The sequence below is a fragment of the Streptomyces geranii genome (assembly GCF_002954775.1).
Taxonomy (GTDB): Bacteria; Actinomycetota; Actinomycetes; order Streptomycetales; family Streptomycetaceae; genus Streptomyces; species Streptomyces geranii.
In genome coordinates, this window is record NZ_PJME01000048.1 from 35,963 (window position 1) to 56,186 (window position 20,224).

A 20,224-nucleotide genomic window follows, 5' to 3' on the forward strand; every position below is an offset into this window, starting at 1 on the left:
CTGACCGGTAGTGAAATCGGACGTGACACCGCGACACCGCGACGCCTACGAAGGGATTTCCCGCCATGCCCACTGTCTTCGTCCACGGCTTCCCCGAGACGCAGGACGTCTGGGAGCCACTGCTGGCAGAGCTGGAGCGCTCGGCTCAGACCGGTCTCCGCCCCCACCCGATCCACCCGATCCACCCGGCCCACCCGATCCGTCTGTCCCCGCCCGGTTTCGGGGCGCCCGTGCCGACGGGGTTCGGCGCGACGGTCGGGGACTACCGGGACTGGCTCATCGGCGAGTTGGAGCGTTTCGCCGAGCCCGTCGACCTGGTCGGCCACGACTGGGGCGGCGCGCATGTCGTCAACGCGGTGATGGCCCGCCCGGACCTCGTACGCAGCTGGGTCAGCGATGTGATCGGCCTGTTCGACCCGGAGTACGTGTGGCACGAGTTCGCCCTGGGCCAGCAGGCGCCGGAGAACACGGACCCGGCCCCGGCGGTCCCGATTGGCCGGGACCTGGCGACGCGGGTCGCGGTGCTGGTGAGGCTCGGCATGAGCGAGCCGGTGGCGAAGCGGGTGGCGGCGGGCCAGGACGAGACGATGGGCCGAGTCGCGCACACGCTCTACCGATCGGCAACCCAGCCTGCGATGGCCGAACTGGGCCGCACGCTCGAACGCGCGGCGCGGCGCCCGGGCTTGTCCCTGCTGGCCACCGAGGACCACCTGGTCGGCACGGACGAGCAGCGCGTCCGTACGGCGGACCGGGCGGGCGCTCGCACGGTGCGGCTCGATGGCCTGGGGCACTGGTGGATGACTCAGGATCCGGTCCGGGGTGCCAAGGTCCTGACCGATTTCTGGGACGCGCTAGACCGCTGACGGGCTCGGTTGACGGGTGACGTCGGGCGTGCCGAGCGACGCCTCCGGCGGCACCGCCGCGCGCTGCGCCGACCGTGGCACCAACGGCAGTTCCGCCCAGGTCGCCTTCCCGATGCCGTGCGGCCGGGGACAGCAGCCCCAGCGATCCGCGAGGGCCTGTACGAGGGTGAGGCCCCGTCCGCCCTCGTCGTCGGGGCCGGCCTGCCGGGGCGTGGGCCGACAGTTGTTCGCGTCGGCGACCTCGACGCGCAGACGCCCGTCGTACGTGGCGATCCGGACGCCGATCTCACGACCGGGCGGGGTGGAGGCGTGCCGCAGGGAGTTGGTGACCAGCTCCGAGAGCAACAGCTCGGCGGTTTCGGCCACTTCGGCGTCGATCTTCCAGGCGGTGAGTTGTGAGCGGAGGAGTGCGCGGGCTCGGGGGGCGGTGCGGGGGGTGTGGGGGAGTTGCCAGGTGGCTTCGGTGGGGCGGGGGTTGGGGGTGGGGGTGGTTTCGGGCATGGGGGTCCCCTCTTCGTCGGCGAGTGCGTTGAGTGCGCAAGCTGTCGCTGCGAGTAAGCGTGATTGCTCGCCGAGCGACTTGCAAGTGAAACGACTAAGTTCGATTGCTGCGTCTGTGGCGCTGGGTACTCTGATGGGCACGGAGAGGTGCACCAACTGGGGGCGATGTGGCTGCTGGGGAATACAGGCCGACTGTGCGCAAGCGGGTGCTCGGCACCAATCTCCGGCGACTGCGCGAGGAGCGCGGGTTGTTCCTGGAGGACGCGGCTGAGCAGCTCAGTTGTCACGCGGCCAAGGTGAGTCGCATCGAGTCGGGGCGCAGTGGCATCCGGCAGCTCGATCTCAAGGTGCTGCTGGATCTCTACGGGGTGAAGGACCCGGCGGAGCGGGACGGCTGGCTGGCGTTGGCGCGGGAGAGCCGCCGTCAGCGCTGGTGGAGGGTCCTGGAAGACCAACTCCCGCAGGAGTTCCTGGACTTGGTCGGTCTGGAGGACGAGGTGTCCGAGTGCCGAGGCTTCCAGCCCGGCATCGTGCCCGGGCTGTTCCAGACCGAGGCGTACGCGACGGCCGTCATCCAGGGAGGCATTCCGGGGCCGTTGGACGACGCGCAGAAGACCAAGGTGCGCGTGCGCATGGAGCGGCAGAAGGCGCTGACGCGGACGGACCCAACTCCCCTCAAGGTGTGGATGATTCTCGGCGAGGCCGCGCTGCGCCAACAGGTCGGCGGGCCCGGCGTCCTGCGGGAACAACTGCTGCACCTGGTCGAGTTGGCCCAGCTTCCGAACGTCACTTTGCAGGTACTACCCTTCACGGCAGGAGCCTGCCAGGGCGGGCCATATCCCTTCCTGATCTACAGCTTTCCGCCTCCGGCGGGGCTGGAAGTGGTTCTCCTGGAGAACTTCGCCAGCCACGCGTACCTGGAGACCAGGGAGGACACGGCTCGGCTGGGCGGCGCCTTCGATCACCTCCGTGCCGCAGCCCTCAGCGCGATGGAATCCGAGTCCCGGATCGTCGAGATCGCCGAGGGGCTGACCGAGTCGTAAGGAAGAGCAGCACATGTCGTCGCAGCGGACCACCTGGTTCAAGAGCAGCTACAGCGGCCAGAACGGCGAGTGCGTAGAAGTCCGTCTCCGGCCGGCCGGTATCGACGTCCGCGACTCGAAGAACCTGCCCGGCCCTGTCGTCGCTGTCGGCGCCGTGGCGTGGCTGTCGTTTCTCGGTGAGGTGGAACGGGTCGCGCACGCTGCTCGGCGATGAGTGACCCGCCGTCAATATTCGAGTGACCGAGCGGAAAGCCCTGCGTAGGGTGACCGCCGTGCACCCAGCTGACTTCTACACCGGCATCGTCGCGGACCTCTACGGTCCGCTGAAAGCCCACTCCCAGGACCCCGAGCCCTACGCGGACTTCATTCACCAAGTCGGCATGCCGGCGCTGGAGTTGGGGTGCGGCGACGGTGAGCCCCTGATCGAGCTGCGGCGACGTGGTCTGGACGTCGACGGCGTCGACTCCTCCGGCGACATGCTGGAACGGCTCCGGCGCCGGGCCGACGTACAAGGCATTGCTGTCACCGTGTTCCAGCAGCGCATGGAGGCTCTGGACCTGCCCCGCCGCTACCGCGCGGTCTTCCTCGCCGGGCCGACCTTCACCCTGCTCCCGGACGACGCCACGGCGCTCGCCGCCCTGCGCGGTATCCGCGCTCACCTGGCCGAGGGCGGCACCGCCCTGGTGCCGCTGTTCACCCCCGAGCCGACCCCCGCCGAACAGCTCGGCCGGGTACGCACGGCCAGCGCGCCCGACGGTGCCGAACTGCGCGTGTCCGTCGTCGATGAGCGGCGTGACGAGACGGCCCGGACCCAGACGACGCTTCTGCGCTACGAACGGCACCTCGGCTCGGACAGCACAGTCGAGGAGCGCCCGTGGACCATGCACTGGTACAGCGGGGAGCAGTTCGAGGAACTGGCCCTCCGCGCCGGCCTGGTGGTGACCACGGTCACCGACACCGACGGCAAGCCCACCCCTGCCGACGCCTCCGGCGTGCTGCACTTCCGGCTCCAGGTCGGCTGACCGCCTGGCGTAGGGCCTCTGTTGGGGTCGATCAAGGCGGCGCTGGAGGAGCGTTGGGGCGCGTCGGAGATCACCGTCGACGACTTCGCGGAATGGTTCTGCTTCTCCTGCATACCGCTACAGGCCGCCGAGGCAGCGTCGATAGTGTGTGGCCGTGACGGAGTATTCGTACAGCGTGGCGGACATCGAAGTGCTGGAGTTCGATGCCGTCGTGCGCAAGCGGCCGGGTATGTACTTCGGGGTGGGGCCCGGAAGTCCGAAGCTGCCGGACAGCCTGCTGTGTGCCGTGGCGCGGCACGTGCTTCATCCGGCGACAAGGGTTGCCGCGGCGCACACCTTGTGTGGTCTCGTCGAGATCACCAGTGACAGCAGTTTTACGGTGGCCATGGACCAGCCGCACGACTGGGGAGCCTTCGGTGGTCCCGAACTCGGTTACTACGATTCCCTTTTGGGCCCCGAGTGGTGGTTGCTGGCAGCTGCCGCCGCCGTGTCCCGTCAGGTGACTGTCGAGATGTGGTGCGCGGGGCGCGGGTTGTGCCAGGAACTCCGTGGCATCCGGCCGCTCGGCCGTCCCCAGGAGTTTCATCCGGCCGAAGGCAGCGGCACGCGCGTGAGCTTCGCCGTCGATCCGGCGTATGTCGGAGAGCACTTCGTGTTCCCCACGGACCTTGAGAAGCTCGATCTGCACGGTCCGCACTGCCTGGAGCCCGCCGGTCCGGGTTCTGTTCTTTTCAGGGACGTCCGGGACGGGCACACCACGTCGGAGAGCTTGCACCACTGACTGTTGGGCAGGGCTCGTTAGGATCTCCTGAACATGGACGTGATGACGGGCAACGAGATGATCGCCATCCCGCCGGGGCAGGTGACGCTCTCGGACCGGCGGACGCAGCGCAGTTGGTCGGTCGAGCTCTCGCCCTACCAACTCGCCGCATTCCCCGTCACCCAGGCGTTGTACGCGCAGATCACGGGCCTGCGGCCGAGCGCCGCCCAGGGGGAGCGACTGCCCGTCGAGTCCGTCTCCTGGTGGGACGCGGCGCGGTTCTGCAACTCCCTGTCCCTGCGCGACGGTTTCACGCCTGCGTACGATCTGCACGCCGATGGAGAACACGTCGAGTGGGACGTGTCCGCCGACGGCTACCGGCTGCCGACCGAAGCCGAGTGGGAGCACGCCTGCCGCGCCGGTACGACCGGGCCGCGCCACGGGGAACTCGACGACATCGCCTGGTACCGCGGCAACTCGCACGAGCGCATCCACGACGTGGGCGGGAAGACCCCCAACGCGTGGGGGCTCCACGACATGCTCGGCAACGTCTGGGACTGGTGCTGGGACGTCTACGACGCCGAGGTCTACGGCAGTTACCGGGTGCTGCGCGGCGGCGGTTGGTTCGACGAACACTGGAGTTGCCGCGCCTCCGCACGGCGCCGCAGCCACCCGACCTTCCAGGTCGACGACGTCGGGTTCCGCATCGCGCGTTCCCCCGCGTGACCAGTCGCCCTGCGCGGAGCGGCAACGCGTCCCGCCCTTCTCGCTGCTTCGGTTCGCGCTCCTCGCCGGGCCGGGCGCGCTAGCGTCGCACGCATGAAGGTCCGTCACAACGTTCGCGCGGTGCTGCTCGACGGCGGCCGGTTGGTGTTCCTGCGCCGGGGATGGCCGGGTGGCGCCCGCTACTACACGACCGTCGGCGGGGGCGTCGAAGCCGAGGACGCCGACTTCGAAGCGGCTCTGCGTCGCGAGGTGTTGGAAGAGATCGGCGCCACGATCGGCCCCGCGACCGAGTTCCTGACCCTGACCGAATCCGGCGAGAAGGTCACCGTCGTGCAGCACTACTTTCGCGCCGACGTGCTGGACATCGATCCAAGTCGCCGTAGCGGTCCTGAAGTTGACGATCCCGATCTGGGCGACTTCTCGCCGGTACGAGTCGCGTTGGACGCGTCGGCGGTGCGAGCACTCGACCTTCATCCGCCCGAACTCGCCGACTACCTATGGGCGCACGCCGAGAATTGGCGCATCTGAGAGGGCTGAGGCTGATCGATGTGCCTCCCGAGGACAGGCGTACCTGGGCCGGACCATGCTCCGAGTGGCGCGGCGGCGACCCGACCGACCCTTCACGCTCAGCCCCCCGCCCTCCGCAGCAACTCCCCCAGTTTCAGCGCCGCCGGCAGCGGTACCGCGGGCAGTGCCATGTGGACCGTCCTGCGGAGTGTGGGGTCGGCGAGGCGGCGCAGGGTGAGTTCGGACGGGACCGCCCACGTGGCCAGCGAGGGGACCAGTGCCACCCCCAACCCCGCTGCCACATAGCCGAACTTGCCCGTCCACTCCGCGATTCTGATGATCTTGCGCGGGGTGAAGCCGGCCCGGGCGCAGGCGTCCGCGAGCATCGTGGGGCGGTCGCCGTACGCGTCCTGCAGCCAGGCCTCGTCCCGTAGGTCACGGAGGTTGATCGGGGCTGCTTCGGCTGAGGCCAGGGGGTGTTCGTGGTGCAGGGCCACGAACAGTTCGTCCTTCAGCAGTGGGGTTGTCGTGGTGCCGTCTGCCGTGGGAAGGCCGGAGGGGTAGTCGCTGACCACCGCCAGGTCCAGCGCGCCCGCCGCCAAGCGTTCCATCAGCGTCGCGCTCCTGCCCTCCACCGCCACGATCTCCACGTCCGGTCTGGCCCGCCTGAACTCCCGCAGGGCGGCGGGCAGTAGAGAGATGTTGGCCGTCGCGAAGGCTCCCACGCGGAGCATTCCGCCGTGACCCGCGTGGATCACCGTCAGCTCCTGCTCCGCCCGCGACAGGCGTTCCAGTACGTCCACGGCATGGCGGTGCAGGGACTGGCCGGCCGGGTTCAGGCGTACGCCCCGGGGGAGACGGTCGAACAGCGGGCCGCCTGCCTGCTGTTCGAGGGTGGCGATCCGCCGGGACACCGCCGACTGCGTGTAGTTGAGCCGGATCGCAGCCGCGGTGAACGAACCCGTGTCCGCCACGGTCACCAGCAGGCGTAGTGCGTCGGTCTCGAACACATCTCCTCCACCCGTACTTCCTCCCCACTCACATTCCTTCAGCGCATGAGTTCCATGCAATCTAGTCGCTGGTGGAATGCCTTGCCCCTTCGTAACGTCTCATCACGTCGCCAATCCGCAATCTGTGATCCGCAATCCACCACTCGCAGTTCCAGGGGGAAGACGTGACCGCTCTGCCCGCTCTGCTCGCCGATCTTGAGGAACTCGTCCTCTGCGAGTCCTTCTCCGCCGACCACGCCGCCGTGGCCCGCAGTGCCGAGGTGGTCGCCGCCCTCGGTGCTCGGCTGCTGGGTACGTCGCCGGAGGTGATCGTCATCGACGGTGTCACCCACCTGCGGTGGACCTTCGGTACGCCCCGCGTACTGCTCGTAGGCCATCACGACACGGTGTGGCCCGGCGGCTCGCTGGAGACGCATCCCTGGTCGGTGGCCGACGGGGTCGCCCGGGGGCCCGGGGTGCTCGACATGAAGGCGGGGCTCGTGCAGATGTTCCACGCGCTGGCCTCCCTGCCGTCCCCGGACGGCGTGTGCGTGCTGGTCACCGGGGACGAGGAGGTCGGCTCACCCACCTCCCGGGAGTTGATCGAGGAGTCCGCTCGCGGCCTCGCCGCCGCCTTCGTGCTGGAGGCGTCCGCCGATGAGACCGGCGCCCTCAAGACCGCCCGTAAGGGCACTTCGCGGTACGAGGTCGTCGTGCACGGCAGGGCGGCCCATGCCGGGCTGGAGCCGCACAAGGGGATCAACGCCGCTGTCGAGGCAGCTCACCAGGTGCTGGCCATCGCCGGCCTGGGGGCCACGATCGGCAACGCCGGTGCCGCCGGTGCCGCCAGCAATGCCAGTAACACCGGTGATGCCAGTAACACCGGTGGTGACGGGGACGCCGAGATCGGACCCCCCACCATCACCCCCACCCTCATGTCCGCCGGCAGCACCCTCAACACCGTGCCCGCGTCGGCGAAGATCTCCGTGGACGTACGCGTGCCGACGGCTGCCGCGCAGGACCGGACCGACGAACTCATGCGCGGGCTCACCGCCCGGACCCCCGGCGCCCGGCTGACCGTACTCGGCGGCAGGCGACGGCCGCCCATGGAACCCGCTTCCTCCGCCCGACTCTTCGCCCTGGCCACCCGCATCGCCTCGGAACTGGGCCAGGAACCGCCGCGCGGAGTCGCCGTCGGCGGTGCCTCGGACGGCAACTACACGGCCGCCGTGGGCTGTCCGACGCTGGACGGCCTGGGCGCCGTCGGCAGCGGCGCCCACGCCGACACCGAGCACGTACGGATCGCGACGATGGTCCCCCGTACCCGACTGCTCGCCGAACTCGTCGCCCGGACACGGCAGTGACCCGCCTACGAGAAAGAACTCCGATGACCACACCGGCGCTCCACTCACCCTCACTCTCACCCGAGGTCGCCGCCCTGGCCGCCCGTCACCAACTCGGCCGACTTCAGGGCTCGTTCGCCCCCAAGCGGCTCGGCAAGCTGCTGTTCGTCCTCTATCTCAACGTGCTCGTCACGCTCTCGGCGTTCTTCCTCGTCCCCGGGGCGCTGTACTACTGGTGGCTGCGCCGCTTCCCGGACTTCAGCAGGAAGCAGGCCGCCAAGCGGCTCCACCTCTTCGAGCACGGGCTGATCGTGCAGCCGCAGTTCGGGGACGGCATGACCGCCCTCCGCTGGGATTCCGCGCGGGTCCACCAGGACATCAGCCAGTTGTTCGTCAACGGTGTCCCCACGCCCACCAGGTACGTCTATTCCGTGGCCGCTCCGAGCTACGGCGCCGCGCAGATCACGGAGTTCTACGAGAGCCCCGAGACCTGGGGTCCCTGGATGCAGGAGGCGGTGCTCCGGGCCCAGGCGCCGGCGGTCATGGACGCGGTACTGGAGGGCGGGACCGCCGACTTCGGCGCGCTCTCCGTCTCCCGTACCGGCGTGACCGGTACCGGGAAGCCTGTGCTTCCGTGGGCGGACGTCCAGGAGATCGTGGTCGGTGGCGGCAGTGTCCGGGTGATCAAGTCCGGTGCGGCAGGCCCCTGGTGCACCGCCAGGGTCAGTGGCATCGCGAATCTCCAGCTCTTCCTGACCATTGCGGGAATCCTCGGCCGGAAACAGGAGATGCCCTGAACTCCCCGTACGAGATGGAGAGTTCAGGGCGGCGACTGGGACCGGCTGCCTACCAGATCGCCTCGACCCACTCCGGGTGGTCGATGAACGGGTTCCGGTTGCCCTGGTAGTTGGAGTAGATGAGGTCGTTGCGCTTCTCCTCGAAGGCGCTGGGCGGGTCCGCCTCGTTCCACGCCTTGAGGACGGCCAGCTTGCCCATGTACGGGTTGCTGCCGTTGCCCACCTTCTCGTTGGGCTCCAGGTCCGCCCAGCCGTCGTCGCCCTCGTAACGGACGGTCATGTACAGGATCATGCGGGCCACGTCGCCCCGGTCCGCGGCGCGCGGTGCGAAGGAGTCGGAGTCGACGGTGCTGCCGCCGCCGTTGGTGACCGAGCTGCCGCCGTTGTCGAAGTCCAGGTTGCCGCGGATGCTGTTGACCTGGACGTCGCAGGCGCGCAGGTGGTGCAGGTCCGTGCCGGGGCCGATCGCCTCGCCGAAGTCGCCGTGGGACTTGGCCCAGGTGTGCTCGCGGTTCCAGTCGCCGACGTCGCCGCCGTTGAGGGACTTGCTGCGCGAGACACCGCTGTACAGCAGGATCACGTTGCTGCTGTTGTTCGGGTCCTGGTCGGTCACCTTGAGCGCGTTCCAGACGGCGGAGTACGAGATCTTCGTCTGGCTGCTGATGATCGTGTGCAGCGAGGACTTGAGGCTCGTGCCGGTCTTTCCGATCGCGTTCTTGTAGTACGTGGCGTCGTACGCGGTCGTCGTCGCGCCGGCCGGGGTCGCCGTCATCGTGGGGATGGCGAGGGCGGCCAGAACCGTCGACGTGGCCAGTGCCACGGCCTTCCAACGGCGGGTGCGTATCTGCGTCGCGGGCATCGGGGGTGTCCGTTCTACGCGTGTCGAATGAGCGAGACAATCGGGAGCGTGACATGGACATGCGTTTCAGGCAATGAACTGCGTGTGTCCGTTGGGTGACTTGAACCGGCAACTCGGTTGATTTCGGCCCGATTTGACGCGCGTAGAGCCGTGGAGGCGGCGAAATGAGCGTGGCCCCTGACCGGAAACTCCGGTCAGGGGCCACACAGTTCATCCGGTCGGGCTCAGCTGACGTCCGACGCGTCCAGACGGTAGATGGATGACGTCGATGACGTCGATGATGTGGACGAACTCGAAGAGCTTGACGAGTCCGCCGAGTCGGCGGTCCCCGTCGTCGCGCTGCCGCTGTACTCGCTCTCCTTCACCGCCGTCCCGTGCTCCTGCACCCACGCCGTGACCTCCGAGCTGAGGCTGGAGCCGCCCATGCCGCCCCCGCCGCCCATGCCGCCGCCGAGCTGGATGTAGTGCAACTCGCCCTTCTTCACCAGCTCCTTGAGCTTGGCCAGGGTCATCGCCTTGTCGGTGCCGGTCCAGCCCCACATGGAGATCACCGGCTCGCCGCTGCTCATGATCAGCTGCGCCGCACCCTGTGAATTCGACACCGCCAGCAGCCACTTGGCGCCGTCCTGGTGCTTCTTCAGGTACGTGATCAGCTCGGTGCTGGCGCCGCCACCCATGCCACCACCGCCACCGCCCATGCCTCCGCCGCCGGGCTGCCCGCCCTGCTGCTGGCCGCCGGTCGTGCCGGACTCGCCGCCGGTGCCGCTCGTACCGTCCGTGCCGCCCGGAGGCGTACCCATACCGCCACCCTGCTGGCCACCGCCCTGCTCACCGGCGCCGCCGGGTGCCCCGCTGGGCATACCGCCACTGGGCGGCGTACCCATCTGACCGCCCTGCTGGCCGCCCTCGGCCTGCCCGCCCTGCTGCTGGCCCTGCCCCTGCTGACCGTTCTGCTGACCCTGGCCGCCGCCCCCGCCGGGGAAGCCGCCACTCGCACGGTTGCCGCCGCCTCCGCCGCCGGGGCCGCCCATGCCGCCGCCCGTCGAAGGGCCCGCCGTCGGGTTCGTACCGCCCATGCCGCCGCCCGTCGCCGACGTCTCCGCGAAGGAGTACGCGGCCGGGCCGGCCACCGCGGCGACGATCGCCGCCACCACGGAGGCGGCGAGGAGTTGTACGCGCCGACCCGTGCGGAAGACCAGCAGGCCCGTGATCGCCAGTGCCATCAGCACCGCGATCGTCGGCCACAGCCAGGTGTTCCAGTCCGAGGTCCGGCGCAGCAGGACTATCGACCAGACGCCGGTGATGCCGAAGGCCAGCGGGAGCACCCACACCCAGCGCTTGTCCGTGCGGAACGCGCGCAGCAGGAGCACCCCGCCGCCACCGCACAGCGCCGCGATACCGGGCGCGAGGGCGGTCGTGTAGTACGGGTGCATCGTGCCCTCGGCCATGGCGAAGGTCAGGTAGTGGAGCAGGGTCCAGCCGCCCCACATCAGCAGGGCCGCGCGGGTCGCGTCCGTGCGCGGGGCCCGGCCGATCAGGACCAGGCCGCCGACGAACGCGATGCTCGCGAAGGGGATCAGCCAGGAGATCTGGCCGCCCAGGATCTCGTTGAACATCCGGCCGAGGCCCGCGGTCCCGGAGAAGCCGCCGCCTCCGCCACCGCCGCCCCCGCCGTTGCCCTCGCCGCCGAGGACGCGGCCGAGGCCGTTGTAGCCCATGATCAGGTTCCAGGCGCTGCCGTCCGTCGAGCCGCCGATGTACGGACGGTCGTCGGCCGGGACCAGGGAGACCGCCGTCGCCCACCAGAAGCTGGCCACCGCGAGCGCGACGCCCGCCAGCAGCAGGTTCACGATCCGCTTGACCAGGCCGAGGTTGGCCGCGAACAGGTACACCGCGAAGACGGCCGGCAGGGCGATGTAGCCCTGGAGCATCTTCGTGTTGAAGGCGAGGCCGAAGCACACCGCCGAGCCGAGCAGCGGCAGCAGTCTGCCGTCACGCGTGGCGCGCAGCGCGAGGGCCGCGCCCGCCACCATCAGGAAGACCAGCAGCGTGTCCGGGTTGTTGTCCCGGTTGATGGCCACCGTGATCGGCGTGAGCGCCAGGACGAGCGCGGCCACCGTGGCCGCCGCGTGTCCGAACACCCGCTTCACGGAGGAGTGCAGGATCCAGATCGTGCCGAGCGCGGACGCGATCAGCGGCGCCATCATCTGCCAGGTGCCGAAGCCGAACACCCGGCAGGACAGGCCCATGACCATGAGGACGAAGGGTGGCTTGTCGACGGTGAGGAAGTTCCCCGCGTCCAACGAGCCGAAGAACCACGCCTTCCAGCTCTGCGTGCCGCTCAACACGGCCGCGCTGTAGAAGCTGTTGAGGCCGGAGGAGGAGAGGTTCCAGGAGTACAGGACCCCGGCCAGCACCATGATCGCGAGCAGCGCGGGCAGCGACCAGCGCGGCGCCTTCTCGGGAGTGCCTGAGGCGACGGGGGCCGGTGGAGCCTCGGGGGCCGCGGGATCGGCGGCGGCGAGGGTCTCCGGGGCGTGGGGGTGTGGGTCGGTGGCAGATGTCACCATCGAATCGTCTGGACGGGGGGTGGGTGAGGGCTGTGGCGCACCTGGGGGCCACCTATGAATACGGGCAACAGTGTGTTACGTGCGGTGAATGCTTTACCCAAAGGAAATCGGGCAGGCGTACAACCATTCGTACGTGCATGTGAGTCAAAGAAGACCAGCGTGCCGGGGGGCCGCTGACGTCTTTCACGGGGATGGGAAACCACCATGACTCACCACATATCCAGATCTGTACGCGCCCGCGCACTCGGTGTCGCCGTCGGCGCCGCCACCACGATCTCGCTGCTCGCCACCGCCACACCCGCGAGCGCGGCCACGGCGGCGGTCAGTTGTACGTCCGCCAAGCCCGCCCTCGCCACCAAGCTGAAGCGGGACATCACCACCGCCCTCGCCGGTCGCCAGGGCTCCATCAGCGTCGGCGTCTTCGACCGCACCACCAAGACCACCTGTGTGTACCGGGCGCAGACCGCCTACGACTCCGCCAGTGTCGTCAAGGTCACCGTCCTCGCGACCCTGCTCTGGGACGCCCAGAAGACCGGCCGGGCCCTGACCGCCACGGAGAAGACCCGTGCCACGGCCATGATCACCAAGTCGGACAACGCCGCCACCACCAAGCTCTGGAACCAGCTCGGCCTGACGAAGATCAAGGCCTTCGTCGCTGCGGCGGGCATGACCCAGACCAAGCCCGGCACGAACGGCTACTGGGGGCTCACCCAGATCACCGCCCGCGACGAGCAGAAGCTCCTCGCGCTCACCACCCTCACCAACACGGTCCTCAACGACAACTCCCGTGCGTACATCCTGAAGTTGATGAGCGAGGTCGTCGCGTCCCAGCGCTGGGGCACCCCGGCGGGCGTCCCCTCCGGAGTCTCCGTGCACGTCAAGAACGGCTGGCTGCAGCGCGCCTCGCACGGCTGGCGGGTGCACAGCGTCGGCTCGTTCAAGGGTGGCGGCCACGACTACATGATCTCCGTGCTCACGCACGGCAACAGCACCTGGAACTACGGCATCACGACCATCGAGCGGGTCGCCAAGGTTGTCCACAGGGACATCGCGGCCAGCTGACCGCGACCTGGTCGCGGGACGACTTCACCGCGCCGCCTCCCGGCCGTCACCAACCCGCCCTACGGTGACGGCCATGCGCCTGCGACGACACCCGCGAAACCCGCGAATCCCGCGACACCTGCGAACCGTACTCACCACCCTCACCGCCGGCCTGGCGGCGGCCACCTGCCTGACCGCCGCCGGACCGGCGAACGCCAACTCCCAGAGCGGCAACGCCTGTTCACCCACCGTCTCGATCGACCGCTTCTCCGACGCTCTCGACAAGACGACGTACGACGGCACCTTCGTCGGCAACTTCTCCGCGCTCGCCGTCGACCGGAACGGCGACCTCGCCGCCCTCTCCGACCGCTCCTCCCTCTTCACCCTCGACCGGAGGACCCTGACCCCGAAGAGCGTCGTCCCGCTCGCCGACGAGACCGGCGCCGCGCTCGACTCCGAGGGCCTGGTCGTGGACCGGGACGGCACCCGGCTCGTCTCCTCCGAGACGGAACCCTCCGTACGCCGCTACTCCCGCGACGGCCGCATCCTCGACCGCCTCCCGGTGCCCGCCGCGCTCCAGGTCGCCCCGGCCGGTCGCGCCACGGCCAACCAGACCTTCGAGGGGCTCACCCTCCTCCCCGGCGGCCGTACGCTCCTCGCGGGCATGGAGTACGCGATCTCCGGCGACGCCACCGGCATCGTCCGCTGGCAGACCTGGGAGCGCCGGGGCACCCACTTCGTCCTCGGCGCCCAGTACGCCTATCGCACCGATACCGGCCTCGGCGTTCCGGAGGTCGCGGCCACCCCCGACGGTCGCCTCCTCGTCCTGGAGCGCGGTTTCACCGCCGGCGTCGGCAACACGGTCCGCCTCTACCTGGCCGACCCGCGCCGCGCCACCGACACACGCGGTGTCGAGAACCTCACCGGGCAGGACAGCGGCGTACGCCTGGTCAGGAAGACCCTCCTCGCCGACATCGTGAACTGCCCGTCACTGGGAGCGACCGCCAAGCAGCCGCAGCCGAACCCGCTCCTCGACAACATCGAGGGCATGGTCGTCACCGGCCGCACCCACGGCGGCCTGCGCGTTCTCCTCGTCAGCGACGACAACCAGAACGCCGCGCAGACGACCCGTTTCTACTTCCTGAAGGTCCGGACCTCGTAGCCACAGCCGCCCCCGGAGTTGTTGCGGAGGGATGAAATCCGCTTCCGCCCGCGTTGGTGCTTACCGGTGGAGTACGGACGTGTGGATCTACGAAAGGCACCGGAGTGACGGACCAACGGGGGCGGGAGCCGAAACCGGCACAGGAATCGGAACCGGCACCGGCACTGGAACCGGCACGGGAACCGGAACCGGAACCGTCGCAGGGATGGGGGCGACGCCTGGTCGGATACGCCTGGCGGTATCCGAAGGACGTCGTGCTCTCCCTGGGCGCCTCCCTCTTCGGCATGGCCCTCATCGCCCTCGTCCCCCTGATCACCAAGGTGATCATCGACGACGTCATCGGTGACAAGACCCGCTCCATGGGCCCCTGGGCGGGCGCGCTCGTCGTCGCCGCCGTCCTCGTCTACCTGCTGACCTACGTCCGGCGCTACTACGGCGGCCGGCTCGCGCTCGACGTCCAGCACGATCTGCGGACGGAGATGTTCGGGACGATCACCCGGCTCGACGGCCGCCGCCAGGACGAGCTGTCGACGGGGCAGATCGTCGGGCGGGCCACCAGCGACCTTCAGCTGATCCAGAGCCTCTTCTACATGCTCCCGATGACCGTCGGGAACCTGCTGCTCTTCCTGATGTCCCTCGCGATCATGGCCTGGCTGTCGATCCCGCTGACCCTGGTCGCCCTCGCCGTCGCGCCCGCCCTCTGGATCATCGCCAAGCGCAGCCGCCGGAAGCTCCACCCGGCCACCTGGTACGCGCAGGCCCAGGCCGCCGCCGTCGCCGGTGTCGTCGACGGCGCCGTGACCGGCGTACGCGTGGTGAAGGGGTTCGGGCAGGAGGACCAGGAGACCGGGAAGCTCCGGGAGGTCGGGCGACGGCTCTTCGCCGGGCGGCTGCGGACGATCCGCTTCAACTCCGTCTACACGCCCGCCCTCCAGGCCGTACCCGTGCTCGGACAGGTCGCCATGCTCGCCGTGGGCGGCTGGCTGGCGGTGGGCGGGCACATCACGCTCGGTACGTTCGTCGCGTTCTCCACCTATCTCGCCCAACTCGTCGGCCCGGTACGGATGCTGGCCATGGTGCTGACCGTCGCCCAGCAGGCCCGCGCCGGCACCGAACGCGTCCTCGAACTCATCGACACCCGGCCCTCCCTCTCCGACGGGCACAAGGACCTGCCCGCCGACGCCCCCGCCACCGTCGAGTTCGACGACGTGTCCTTCGGCTACGACCCCGAGCGTCCCGTCCTCGACGGACTCAGCCTGGAGATCCGGGCGGGCGAGACCCTCGCCGTCGTCGGCTCCTCCGGCTCCGGCAAGTCGACCGTCTCCCTCCTCCTCCCGCGCTTCTACGACGTGACACGCGGCGCGGTCCTCATCGCCGGCCACGACGTCCGCGAACTGACCCTCGAATCACTCCGGTCCGCGATCGGACTGGTCCCCGAGGACTCCTTCCTCTTCTCCGACACCGTCCGCAACAACATCGCGTACGGCCGCCCGAACGCCACCGAGGAACAGATCCTGGTCGCCGCGCGCGCCGCCCAGGCCGACCGCTTCATCGCCGAACTGCCGCACGGCTACGACACCAAGGTCGGCGAGCACGGCCTCACCCTCTCCGGCGGCCAGCGCCAGCGCGTCGCCCTCGCCCGCGCGATCCTCACCGACCCCCGCCTTCTCGTCCTCGACGACGCCACCTCCGCCGTCGACGCCCGCGTCGAGCACGAGATCCACGAGGCCCTGAGGCACGTCATGGAGGGCCGCACGACCCTCCTCATCGCCCACCGCCGCTCCACCCTCGCCCTCGCCGACCGCATCGCCGTCCTCGACGCCGGACGCCTCGCCGACATCGGCACCCACGACGAACTCCAGGCCCGATCCGCCCTGTACCGCCGCCTGTTGACCGACCCGGACGAGCTGGGCGGCGTCTCACCCGGCCGCGCCCTGCCCTCCCTGCCGCCCGAGGACACCTCCGTACGGGACGAGCTGGACGCCGAGTTCGACGCCGAACGCGGGGTCACCCCCAGGCTGTGGAGCGGGGACCGCGAGCGCAAGGACACGGCGTTCGCCGGGATGCCCGCCACCCCCGAACTCCTCGCCCAGGTAGAGGCGTTGCCCCCGGCCGCCGACACCCCGGACATCGACGAGGCACGTGCCGTCACCCCCGAGGAGTCGTACGGGCTGAAGCGGCTGCTGCGCGGCTTCGGAACGCCGCTGCTGCTGACCCTCGGGCTGGTCGCCGTGGACGCGGGCATGGGACTGCTCCTGCCGATCCTGATCCGGCACGGCATCGACTCGGGCGTCACCCAACTAGCCCTGGGCGCGGTGTGGGTGGCCTCCGCGCTCGCCCTGCTGTCCGTCTTCGTCCAGTGGGCGGCGCAGATCGGCGAGACGCGGATGACGGGCCGTACCGGCGAACGCGTCCTGTACGCCCTCCGGTTGAAGATCTTCGCCCAGCTGCAGCGCCTCGGACTCGACTACTACGAACGGGAGTTGACCGGCCGGATCATGACGCGGATGACGACCGACGTCGATGCCTTGTCGACGTTCCTGCAGACGGGCCTCGTCACGGCCTTCGTCTCCGTCGTCACCTTCTTCGGCATCATGGTCGCCCTGGTCGTGATCGACGTACAGCTCGCCCTCGTCGTCTTCGTCACCATCCCGGTGCTGGTCGTCGGCACGTTCTTCTTCCGCCGGGCGAGCGTCAAGGCGTACGAACTCGCCCGTGAGCGCGTGTCCGTGGTCAACGCCGACCTCCAGGAGTCGGTGGCCGGGCTGCGGATCGTGCAGGCCTTTCGGCGCGAGCGGGCGGGCGGCGAACGGTTCGCCGAGGGCAGCGACAGCTACCGCCGGGCGCGGGTCCGGGGCCAGTGGCTGATCTCGGTCTACTTCCCCTTCGTACAGCTGCTGGCCTCGGTCGCGGCGGCTGCGGTACTGATCGTCGGCGCCGGACGGATCGAGAACGGCACCCTCACGACAGGTGCGCTGGTCGCCTACCTCCTCTACATCGACCTGTTCTTCGCACCCGTGCAGCAGCTCTCGCAGGTCTTCGACGGGTACCAGCAGGCGACGGTCTCGCTGGGCCGCATCCAGGAACTCCTCCAGGAGCGGACCTCCACCGAGGCCGCCGAGGAGCCGCTTGAGGTGCTGTCCCTGCGCGGCGACATCGCCTTCGAGGGCGTGGACTTCGCGTACGGCGACGACGAAGAGGCCCTGAGCGAGGTCGAGTTGACGATCCCCGCAGGCCAGACGGTCGCCTTCGTCGGCGAGACCGGCGCGGGCAAGTCGACCCTCGTGAAGCTGGTCGCCCGCTTCTACGACCCGACCGGCGGCCGGGTCACCGTCGACGGCACCGATCTGCGCGACCTCGACATCACCTCGTACCGGCACCGCCTCGGGGTCGTGCCGCAGGAGGCGTACCTCTTCCAGGGGACCGTGCGGGACGCCATCGCGTACGGGCGCCCCGACTCCACCGACGCCCAGGTGGAGGGGGCCGCCCGGGCGGTCGGCGCCCACGAGATGATCGCCACGCTGGAGGGCGGCTACCTCCACGAGGTCGCGGAACGCGGACGCAACCTCTCGGCGGGCCAACGCCAGCTGATCGCACTGGCCCGCGCGGAGTTGGTCGACCCGGACATCCTGCTCCTCGACGAGGCGACGGCGGCCCTGGACCTGGCCACCGAGGCCCAGGTCAACCACGCCACCGACCGCCTCGCAGGCCGCCGTACAACCCTGGTGGTAGCCCACCGCCTGACCACGGCGGCCCGAGCCGACCGCGTCGTCGTCATGTCCGACGGCCGGGTGGCGGAAGACGGCACCCACGAAGAACTCCTCCAACTCGACGGCCAATACGCAGAGTTGTGGCGAACCTTCGTGGGGACGGCAGAGCCGGAGGAACCGGTCACATCGTCGCGCACCTGAACGCGCCCCGCAGGGGCCGTTCAGGGGCGCGGGGAACGGCGCGAGAAGCCCCACCGACCGGCAGCCGAAAACCCACGCAACCGTTCGCCACACACGACGCGTCCGTACATCAGTACGGTATACGCGGCAACGGAAGGGGGAAACACGGTGACCGCAGACTCGCTGAAGCGCCGCACGGCACTCGCACTGGCCGTGCTGACCGCATCCGGCATGCTCGCCCTGGCCGGCCCCGGAACCGCCGAAGCGGCAGCGCCCTGCTCGGGCCGCAAGGCCCGCACCCTCACCTTCTCCACCGGCGAGGTGCACATCTACCGCCGCAGCGGCTACGTCTGCGCGGTCACCGTCCCCAAACGCCCAGGCCCCCGCCAGTGGATGTCGGTGAGCGTCCGGGCGCGCGGCGGCCGTCCGGTCGTCGACGAGGGCGTGTTCTCCAAGCGGGCCGGCCCGGTCACCGTGCACGCGGGACGGCGGCATGTGTGGGTGAAGGGCACGGTCGGGCGGGGATCGGTCAGTTCTGGCTGGATCCGGTGCTGAAGCGCCGCCCGGACCCTACGTACTGAGTCCGTGCCCGAGGGATTTCCCTATCTCCCCTGGTGCGTCCGGCGGTTGCTCCGATAGCTTCCGGCGCACAGATGTTTCATAGGGGAGGGTGCATGCGCAAGGCGCTCAGATGGCTGCTGGCGCTCACCGTGCTGATAGGCACGTTGAGTACGGCGGGAGCGGCGACCGCCGCTCAGCCGGAGGCCACCGGCACCACGCGAACGACCAGCACGGCGGACAGCGCGGACATCAAGGACCGGCTCCTCGCGATCCCGGGCATGAGCCTGATCCAGGAGAAGCCGTACACCGGCTACCGCTACTTCGTCCTCAACTACACCCAGCCGATCGACCACCGGCGACCGTCCAAGGGCACGTTCCAGCAGCGCATCACGGTCCTGCACAAGGACGTCTCGCGCCCCACGGTCTTCTTCACCAGCGGGTACTTCGTCAACACGAACCCCAGCCGCAGCGAGCCGACGCGGATCGTCGACGGCAACCAGGTCTCCCTGGAGTACCGCTTCTTCACCCCGTCGCGGCCCGACCCGGCGAACTGGTCCAAGCTGGACATCTGGCAGGCGGCCAGCGACCAGCACCGCGTCTTCTCGGCGCTGAAGAAGATCTACACCAAGAAGTGGCTGTCCACGGGCGGCTCCAAGGGCGGCATGACCGCCACCTACTACGAGCGCTTCTACCCGCGTGACATGGACGGCGTCGTCGCGTACGTCGCCCCCAACGACGTGGTGAACAACGAGGACTCGGCCTACGACCGGTTCTTCGCCACCGTCGGCACCAAGGAGTGCCGCGACCGGCTGAACGGCGTGCAGCGCGAGGCGCTCGTCCGCCGCGAGCCGCTGGAGAAGCGGTACGCGGAGTTCGCCGCCGCCGAGGGCTTCACCTTCGACACCATCGGCAGCCTCGACAAGGCGTACGAGGCCACCGTCCTCGACTACGTCTGGGGCTTCTGGCAGTACAGCCTGCTCGCCGACTGCGAGTCCATCCCGGCCGACGCCAAGAACGCGACCGACGACGACATCTGGACCTCGATCGACACGATCGCCGGGTTCTCCTTCTACACCGACCAGGGCCTGGAGCCGTACACGCCGTACTACTACCAGGCGGGCACCCAACTCGGCGCGCCCACCATCAAGTTCCCGCACATCGAGAAGAAGTACATCCGCTACGGCTACCTGCCGCCGCGGGAGTTCGTCCCCCGGGACATCTCGATGAAGTTCCAGCCGCGGGCGATGCGCGACGTCGACAACTGGGTCAAGCACCGTGCGAACCAGATGCTGTTCGTGTACGGGCAGAACGACCCGTGGGGCGCCGAGCAGTTCCGCCTCGGCAAGGGCGCGAAGGACTCGTACGTCTTCACCGCCCCCGGACTGAACCACGGCGCGAACGTCGCGGGTCTGGTCCCCGAGCAGAAGGCGCTCGCCACCGCCCGCATCCTGGCCTGGGCCGGTGTCGCCTCGACGACCGTCCAGTCGAACCCGTCGGTGGCCAAGCCGCTGGCGACGTACGACGCGAGGCTCGACAAGCGGGACATCGAGCGTGAGCCCACGCTGCGCCCGTAGCACCCGAAAGCCGTGA

General features: G+C 69.5%; 18 protein-coding genes. 14 read left to right on the plus strand and 4 right to left on the minus strand.

Annotation, left to right across the window (positions count from 1 at the left end; all coding sequences use genetic code 11):
• Window positions 1-65: 65 nt before the first annotated feature.
• Window positions 66-863 carry an alpha/beta fold hydrolase gene (locus tag CW359_RS35885; protein WP_105974410.1) on the plus strand — a complete coding sequence of 266 codons (798 nt, stop codon included), beginning with the start codon at window positions 66-68 and terminating at the stop codon, window positions 861-863.
• On the opposite strand, the gene CW359_RS35890 is transcribed toward CW359_RS35885, so the two are convergent.
• On the minus strand, window positions 852-1,364 hold the full coding sequence (locus CW359_RS35890; protein ID WP_105974411.1) for an ATP-binding protein: 513 nt from the start codon (window positions 1,362-1,364) through the stop codon (window positions 852-854). The two genes, CW359_RS35885 and CW359_RS35890, sit on opposite strands and share 12 nt — an antisense overlap.
• A gap of 194 nt (window positions 1,365-1,558) precedes the next feature.
• Between CW359_RS35890 and CW359_RS35895 the strand changes: the two genes are divergently transcribed.
• The 6 genes from CW359_RS35895 (at window position 1,559) to CW359_RS35920 (ending at window position 5,443) form a co-directional block, all read left to right on the plus strand.
• Window positions 1,559-2,407 carry a helix-turn-helix domain-containing protein gene (locus CW359_RS35895; RefSeq protein WP_232838757.1) on the plus strand — a complete coding sequence of 283 codons (849 nt, stop codon included), beginning with the start codon at window positions 1,559-1,561 and terminating at the stop codon, window positions 2,405-2,407.
• Between the two features lie 13 nt (window positions 2,408-2,420).
• Complete coding sequence (locus tag CW359_RS35900; RefSeq protein ID WP_105974413.1) at window positions 2,421-2,621, plus strand: DUF397 domain-containing protein; 201 nt, start codon at window positions 2,421-2,423, stop codon at window positions 2,619-2,621.
• Window positions 2,622-2,679: 58 nt separating this feature from the next.
• Window positions 2,680-3,429, plus strand: a complete 750-nt coding sequence (locus tag CW359_RS35905) for a class I SAM-dependent methyltransferase (RefSeq protein ID WP_105974439.1) — start codon at window positions 2,680-2,682, stop codon at window positions 3,427-3,429.
• Between the two features lie 154 nt (window positions 3,430-3,583).
• Window positions 3,584-4,210, plus strand: a complete 627-nt coding sequence (locus tag CW359_RS35910) for a hypothetical protein (protein ID WP_232838758.1) — start codon at window positions 3,584-3,586, stop codon at window positions 4,208-4,210.
• A 33-nt stretch (window positions 4,211-4,243) separates the two neighbouring features.
• Complete coding sequence (locus tag CW359_RS35915; RefSeq protein WP_105974415.1) at window positions 4,244-4,915, plus strand: formylglycine-generating enzyme family protein; 672 nt, start codon at window positions 4,244-4,246, stop codon at window positions 4,913-4,915.
• 93 nt (window positions 4,916-5,008) lie between these two features.
• Window positions 5,009-5,443 (plus strand): NUDIX domain-containing protein, encoded by a 435-nt coding sequence (locus CW359_RS35920; protein ID WP_105974416.1) that lies wholly within the window; start codon window positions 5,009-5,011, stop codon window positions 5,441-5,443.
• A gap of 98 nt (window positions 5,444-5,541) precedes the next feature.
• On the opposite strand, the gene CW359_RS35925 is transcribed toward CW359_RS35920, so the two are convergent.
• A complete protein-coding gene (locus CW359_RS35925) occupies window positions 5,542-6,432 on the minus strand; it encodes a LysR family transcriptional regulator (RefSeq protein ID WP_105974417.1) in 891 nt (296 codons plus the stop codon).
• A gap of 164 nt (window positions 6,433-6,596) precedes the next feature.
• Here CW359_RS35925 and CW359_RS35930 point away from each other — a divergent pair, with 164 nt between their 5' ends.
• Both CW359_RS35930 and CW359_RS35935 read left to right on the plus strand, forming a co-directional pair.
• Window positions 6,597-7,775, plus strand: coding sequence for a M20 family metallopeptidase (locus CW359_RS35930; protein WP_232838759.1), 1,179 nt, complete (start codon window positions 6,597-6,599; stop codon window positions 7,773-7,775).
• Window positions 7,776-7,798: 23 nt separating this feature from the next.
• Window positions 7,799-8,551: a DUF6585 family protein gene (locus CW359_RS35935; RefSeq protein ID WP_105974418.1), complete on the plus strand. Its 753-nt coding sequence runs from the start codon at window positions 7,799-7,801 to the stop codon at window positions 8,549-8,551.
• Between the two features lie 49 nt (window positions 8,552-8,600).
• On the opposite strand, the gene CW359_RS35940 is transcribed toward CW359_RS35935, so the two are convergent.
• Both CW359_RS35940 and CW359_RS35945 read right to left on the minus strand, forming a co-directional pair.
• Window positions 8,601-9,410 carry an endonuclease I family protein gene (locus tag CW359_RS35940; protein ID WP_105974419.1) on the minus strand — a complete coding sequence of 270 codons (810 nt, stop codon included), beginning with the start codon at window positions 9,408-9,410 and terminating at the stop codon, window positions 8,601-8,603.
• Window positions 9,411-9,634: 224 nt separating this feature from the next.
• Window positions 9,635-11,977 carry an ArnT family glycosyltransferase gene (locus tag CW359_RS35945; protein WP_105974441.1) on the minus strand — a complete coding sequence of 781 codons (2,343 nt, stop codon included), beginning with the start codon at window positions 11,975-11,977 and terminating at the stop codon, window positions 9,635-9,637.
• Between the two features lie 207 nt (window positions 11,978-12,184).
• Here CW359_RS35945 and CW359_RS35950 point away from each other — a divergent pair, with 207 nt between their 5' ends.
• The 5 genes from CW359_RS35950 (at window position 12,185) to CW359_RS35970 (ending at window position 20,208) form a co-directional block, all read left to right on the plus strand.
• On the plus strand, window positions 12,185-13,042 hold the full coding sequence (locus CW359_RS35950) for a serine hydrolase (RefSeq protein ID WP_105974420.1): 858 nt from the start codon (window positions 12,185-12,187) through the stop codon (window positions 13,040-13,042).
• A gap of 73 nt (window positions 13,043-13,115) precedes the next feature.
• On the plus strand, window positions 13,116-14,183 hold the full coding sequence (locus tag CW359_RS35955; RefSeq protein ID WP_105974421.1) for an esterase-like activity of phytase family protein: 1,068 nt from the start codon (window positions 13,116-13,118) through the stop codon (window positions 14,181-14,183).
• A 164-nt stretch (window positions 14,184-14,347) separates the two neighbouring features.
• Complete coding sequence (locus tag CW359_RS35960; RefSeq protein ID WP_105974442.1) at window positions 14,348-18,094, plus strand: ABC transporter ATP-binding protein; 3,747 nt, start codon at window positions 14,348-14,350, stop codon at window positions 18,092-18,094.
• Between the two features lie 210 nt (window positions 18,095-18,304).
• A complete protein-coding gene (locus CW359_RS35965; protein ID WP_408647557.1) occupies window positions 18,305-18,628 on the plus strand; it encodes a hypothetical protein in 324 nt (107 codons plus the stop codon).
• Between the two features lie 119 nt (window positions 18,629-18,747).
• Window positions 18,748-20,208 (plus strand): S28 family serine protease, encoded by a 1,461-nt coding sequence (locus CW359_RS35970; protein ID WP_105974423.1) that lies wholly within the window; start codon window positions 18,748-18,750, stop codon window positions 20,206-20,208.
• The last annotated feature ends 16 nt before the right edge of the window (window positions 20,209-20,224 follow it).